5 protein-coding genes and 1 pseudogene are annotated in these 5310 nt (G+C 66.5%); 2 read left to right on the forward strand and 4 right to left on the reverse strand.

The window, feature by feature from the left end; all coding sequences use genetic code 11:
* From ACK5F2_RS07190 to gspG, 3 genes and pseudogenes are all read right to left on the reverse strand, one after another.
* Positions 1–422: pseudogene (locus ACK5F2_RS07190) on the reverse strand (type II/IV secretion system protein); the annotation flags it as partial.
* Entirely contained in the window at positions 419–1630 is a 1212-nt protein-coding gene (locus ACK5F2_RS07195; protein ID WP_409863788.1) for a type II secretion system F family protein, read from the reverse strand. The pseudogene ACK5F2_RS07190 and the gene ACK5F2_RS07195, both read right to left, overlap by 4 nt.
* Before the next feature lie 49 nt (positions 1631–1679).
* Positions 1680–2111 carry a type II secretion system major pseudopilin GspG gene (gene gspG, locus ACK5F2_RS07200; RefSeq protein ID WP_409863790.1) on the reverse strand — a complete coding sequence of 144 codons (432 nt, stop codon included), beginning with the start codon at positions 2109–2111 and terminating at the stop codon, positions 1680–1682.
* A 293-nt stretch (positions 2112–2404) separates the two neighbouring features.
* Here gspG and ACK5F2_RS07205 point away from each other — a divergent pair, with 293 nt between their 5' ends.
* Together ACK5F2_RS07205 and ACK5F2_RS07210 are read left to right on the forward strand one after the other, a co-directional pair.
* On the forward strand, positions 2405–2803 hold the full coding sequence (locus tag ACK5F2_RS07205; protein ID WP_409863791.1) for a GNAT family N-acetyltransferase: 399 nt from the start codon (positions 2405–2407) through the stop codon (positions 2801–2803).
* Between the two features lie 364 nt (positions 2804–3167).
* The gene (locus ACK5F2_RS07210) at positions 3168–3806 is read left to right on the forward strand and encodes a hypothetical protein (protein WP_409863792.1); all 639 of its coding nucleotides are present in this window, start codon (positions 3168–3170) and stop codon (positions 3804–3806) included.
* Positions 3807–3826: 20 nt separating this feature from the next.
* On the opposite strand, the gene ACK5F2_RS07215 is transcribed toward ACK5F2_RS07210, so the two are convergent.
* Positions 3827–4975, reverse strand: a complete 1149-nt coding sequence (locus ACK5F2_RS07215) for a hypothetical protein (protein ID WP_409863793.1) — start codon at positions 4973–4975, stop codon at positions 3827–3829.
* Between the last annotated feature and the right edge of the window lie 335 nt (positions 4976–5310).

Here is a 5310-nt window from a genome sequence, read left to right on the forward strand (position 1 = left end):
TCGCTGGCCCCGTCCTGCAGCGCGTCGTAGAGCGTGGCATTGAGCAGGCGCACCACCGGCGAGGCCTGCTCCGACAGGCGCAGGGCCGAAAGCTCCTCGGCCTGCTGGCCGGCCGCCGCACCCGGGTCCAGGCCCTCGTCCACATCGGAGAGTGCGCGAAAGTCCGCCTCGCCCGCGCCCAGCCAATGCTCCACCGCCGCGGGCTCGCAGCGCAGCCAGCGCACCGGAGCCTGCAGCCGGGTCTCCACGCTCTGCAGCAGCAGGGCGTCCTGCTCGCGCTCGGCCAGCAGCACCAGGCGCTCGCCCTGACCCACGGCCAGCACCGCGCGCCAGCGCTGCGCCTGGGCCTGGGGCCAGCGCTCGAAGTCCAGATGCCAGGGGCCGTGTTCGGCGGGCAGCCAGTCGGAGAGGGAATGCGTCACTGCACTTGCTCCACCAGTTGGAAGATGGGCAGGTACATCAGCACGATGATGCCGCCGATCAGCACGCCCATGATCAGCATCAGGGCGGGGTTGATGGCCCGGGTCAGCAGCTCGGTCAGGCGCGCCGCCTCCTCGTCATGAAAGGCCGCGGCCCGCTCCAGCATGGCGGGCAGCTCGCCGCTGCGCTCGCCCACGCGCACCATGCGGCGCGCCACGGGGGTGGCCAGGTCTTGCGCCTCCAGGGCGTCGGAGAAGCGGCCGCCCTGGGCCACCTGCTCGGCGGCCGCGGCCACCGCCGGGCGCCAGGGCGCGGCCACCACATCCTGCACGAGGCGCAGGGCCGGCAGGGCCGGCACGCCCGCACCCAGCAGCATGGCCAGGCTGCGGTACAGGCGCGCCAGGGCCAGCACGCGCAGGCGCGGCCCCAGGCCCGGCAGGGTCCAGAGCCGGGCCTGCAGGCGGGCGCGCAGGCCGGTGTGGCGCCACAGGGCAAGACCTGCCCCCGCCAGCGCGGCCATGCCGCCCAGCACCAGCCAGGGATGGGCGCCGGCCGTCTGGCCAAAACCGATGAGCACGCGCGAGGCCCAGGGCAGCTCGGCGCTGGTGGCCTCCAGGATGCCGGCAAAGCGCGGCAGCACGAAGAGCAGCAGAAAGAGAATCACGGCCGAACCCACCAGCAGCAGCATGGCCGGGTAGACGCAGGCCGCCACCAGGCGGGAGCGCAGGCTCTCCACCCAGGCCAGGTAGCGCGCATGCTGGGCCAGGGCCACGCTGAGCTGGCCGGTGCGCTCATTGGCCGCCACGATGGCACAGACCAGCTCGTCAAAGGCCTGGGGCTGGGCGCGCATGGCGGCCGAGAGCGGCTGGCCCTGCTGCACCGCATCCACCACGCCGTCCAGGGCGGCGCGCACGCCAGGCTGGCTTTCCTTCTCGCGCAGGGTGCTCAGGGCCTCCAGCAGGGCGATGCCGGCATCCAGCAGCACGGCCAGCTCCTGGCTGAAGAGCTGCAGGGGAAAACGTGCGCTGCCGCGGCGCCAGCGCGGCATGTGCGCGGTGCTCGGCTGATCGTCCAGCTCGCGCACCTCCAGCAGATGCTGGGGCGCCACGCCGGCCGCGGCGGCCACGGCCTGGCGGTCGCTGGCCTCCACCCGGCGTGAGGCCGCGTTCCCGCGCGCGGGATCGAACACACGGATCAGGTACTGCGGCATGGCGGGAGCGGGAGGCGGGGCGAGGAAGCGGGGTAGGACGCCGCCCCGCTCACCAGCTGGTCAGGTCGGCGTCCTCGCCCTCACCGCCGGGGCGGCCGTCGCGGCCCAGGGAGATCAGGTCGTAGTCGCCATGCTCGCCGGGCGAGCGGTACTGGTAGTCCTTGCCCCAGGGGTCCTTGGGCACGGCCTTGGAGAGATAAGGCCCAGCCCAGCGCGGCTCATCGGCCGGCTTGGTCACCAGCACGGCCAGGCCCTGCTCGGTGCCGGGGTAGCGGCCCACATCGATACGGTACTGGTCCAGGGCCTTGCCCAGGGCGTCCATCTGCGCGCGCGCCGCCTTGACCTCGGACTTGCCGATCTGGCCGAAGAACTTGGGGCCCACATAGCCGGCCAGCAGGCCGATGATGACCATCACCACCAGCAACTCCAGCAGGGTGAAGCCACGGACACGACGGAAGGGCTTGGATACGGCGGCGGGCATGGGCAACAAGGTGGACAACAAGAGCTGCGAGGCGAAAGCCAGGAGGCAAGACAAGGACGACCCGGAAGGGAGCGACTATCCCCGGCTCATTCCCCAGCCGCAATCAGGACTTGCGCCCCCCCCTGTTTGGGGTGGACAGCGCAATGTATGGCGCCAAGATGACAGGAGTGCGAGGGGTGGCCGGGGCGTTTGCAACGAGAAAGGATTGCGCGGATGCCGCACATATTCATGGGGATCGGGGGTGCACAGGGATGAGCGCGCCTACGACCCTTCGCCCCGCCGTCCGTGATGACATGCCGGGGCTGTGGGAGGTCCGCTATGCGGTGACCGAGAACACCCTGCAACCCGGTCGAATTTCGGACGAGGAATTGCGGCGCGCCATCGAGGACGAAGGCCGGGGCTGGGTGGCCGAACAGGCGGGGCGAATCCTGGGCTTCGCCATCGGCCTGAGGTCCGGCCAGGTCTGGGCGCTCTTTGTGCGGCCCGAGGCCCAGGGCCGCGGCCTGGGAGCCGCCTTGCATGCCGAGATGCTCGGGTGGTTCGCGACGCTGCAACCCCGGCCGGAGCGGCTCTGGCTGTCCACCGGAACCACCACACGCGCACGAGCTTTCTATGAGGCCCGCGGCTGGCAGCTCGCGGGCCCGTACGGCGACGATGAGGTTCGGCTTGAGCGGCCGAACGCGGGGCCCTAGCGCGCGCCGCTCGCGGCAGGCAGCGCTGATCAGCTGCGCCCCTTAAGCAAAAAGCCCCAGGCACCGAGCGCCTGAGGCTTGTTTCCTGTCCGTCACCGCTGCCGTCGTGACTCCCGTATCGCGGCTGGGGCGAGGCAGGGGGCCGTGGGCGCGATCAAGCGGTCAGAAGGGCTATGCGGAAAAGGAACCGTTGGCAGATTGCTCGCTGTGATTGAGTGAGGGGCTCACGGTCCGCTCTTGATGTGGGCGGTGCGCCTCAAATCACCATTGCTGGCGGGATGTCAGCCCTGGTCTTGGCTGTTTGTGGATAAGGCCGGGACAGGTACGTAGACTCGCGGAAGAACTACGGGGGGGGGATACAGCCATGCAACCAGAGTACCTTAGCTACGTCGAGCAGGACGCGACGCTCTTCGAGGCCGTAGCGCCTGTTCTCCCGGCGCTACGGTCGCTGTCTGCTGAGCAGGTTGAAACGCTGGTCTTCTATCTGAAGTCGCTGCACTCCTACTACCCGTCAAGCGAGAACCACGTCGCCCACCTCGAGCGCTTTAGTGAGCGGCTCAAGACGATTCGCGAGAGCGCCGAGCAGACCACTCTGCAGCGCAAGGCCTCGGCAAGGCTATTCAAGGCGATGGCCACAGGTGTATTGGCTGGGATACTGCTTGCGGTGGGGGGTGTCGCACTGCTAGGTGGCACGCATTGGGGCGCTGTCTTGATTGCTGCAGCGGCGGGCCTCTTTGTCCTGGCCGAGGTCCGTTACGGCAAGCCAGCGCTCGAAGCTGCCAAGGAGCAGGACCGACGCTACTTCCTCGAGTGCATTCGGGCTGCCAGAGCCTGCAATGAACTCGATTGGTCGGGACTGTTCAGCTACAACGGCGTCACTCAACCGGGCCCGCAAAGTGACGCGGCTATCGAGCAGACTCGTCTTCGCATTGCCGCGCTCAGCGCACAGCTTCGCAACGCCCTGTACAACGACGAGTACATGCAGTACTCGACCCATCGCTGAGCATCAGGCAGGTCGGTGGTTCAGTCGTCGAACACTGGCGGTGGCTCGCCTCGTTCAGCGCGGTGCTTGGTGAGCACTCTTCGAAAGTGGGCCTCCATCTCATTGGCGCGCCTCACCTCGCGTTCGTACTCCTCCGTGGACTGAGGGCGTCGGCCGAACTGGTCCTGGAAGTAGTAGCTGCCATCCTTCGACTTCACGACCGTGTACCCGGCCTGCTTGACCACCTTGTGCTTCGGGGGCAGAAGAAACTCGCCGAGCTTGCTCCACACGGTCGTCTTCAAGTGGCGCTCAGGGTATAGGTCCTCTTCGGTCCGGCCGGCGATGTAGCGGTCAGCTCGAGCCTTGATGATGTAGTTGACCTCGAGGACTTGTTGAGACGTCAGGGTGCGAGACCGAATGCAGTCGTCATATCGCACCATCGGGTTGCTAGGGTCGAAGTACCTGGAGTTGGTCCGCGGTTTCCGTGCCTTCAACGGCCCGGGCGAGTGCGCGTACTCGACGTGCGTAAGGATGTACAGACGCTCACGGTCGAACGGGAAGAGGGTCTGTGTGCCCTGCCAGTGCAAAGCCGGGTCATGACCTGCGGGAATCATCGGGTCACCAGGAAAGACGTGCCGGTTGAACAGCACGACCGGATGGTCCGAGAAGATGAAGCCCGAGCCCTCCGGTGCGCGAGCAATCTCAAGACAGCCCTCCGCCCACATCACGCAGTGCATGCGACGAAGCTCCTGCATCGCCACCATGAGGTCAAGCTGGCTCCGCTTACGAGTCATCGCTTGCACGAAGCGCAGCCCCTTTGGGGTCCGCAATCGCAGCGCGTCCATGAACTCATAGACGTGCCAGTACGTGTCATGAACGGTGTTGAAGTCTTCGGCGAGCCAGGCCTCGATAGCCCTCTTGCCGTACGTGTCGATTGCGCCGAACAACTGTCGTTCAATCACGTCGTCTGTGCGGCCGAGCCACCGGATGGTGTAAAGGTCCTGCTCCCAGAAGTGGGCGTTGGGCCCCTTATTCAAGATGGTTCGGCCCACGCGCCGGACTTTGCCGCTCGCATCCCTGAAGACATCAGGCCGCATGTCCAGAATCTTGAAGCTGGTCTGCGCCGGCGCCAGAAACCCCTTCTGGTACCAAATCGGGATGTAGTGGTGCCGATGAGACTGCTGACTCATCCCAGCAGCTCCTGCTGCTCTCGCTCGCGGGCATGCCCCAGCTTGGCGCGATGCAGGACTAGCGCAACCTGGCGCTCATTCGCTCGGGGTTGCGCGAGCACCGCCGCGCTGGGTTGCCCACAGACAAATTGAGAAGCTCTTTCAACTTCCAATTCGATCCTTTCTCGCTACCCGAAAAATCGACTCACGTAACTGACGAGCGCTTTAACCAGAGGTTCTCGATTTGCGTGTGGGTACAAAAAAGGCCCGCTCTTTATGAGAGGCGGGCCACTACCCACTGAAAGTGGATCTATTGAGACTCAGAACGGAATATCGTCGTCCATATCGTCAAAGCC

Source organism: Roseateles sp. (assembly GCF_046300915.1).
In the GTDB taxonomy this organism is placed as follows: domain Bacteria; phylum Pseudomonadota; class Gammaproteobacteria; order Burkholderiales; family Burkholderiaceae_C; genus Kinneretia.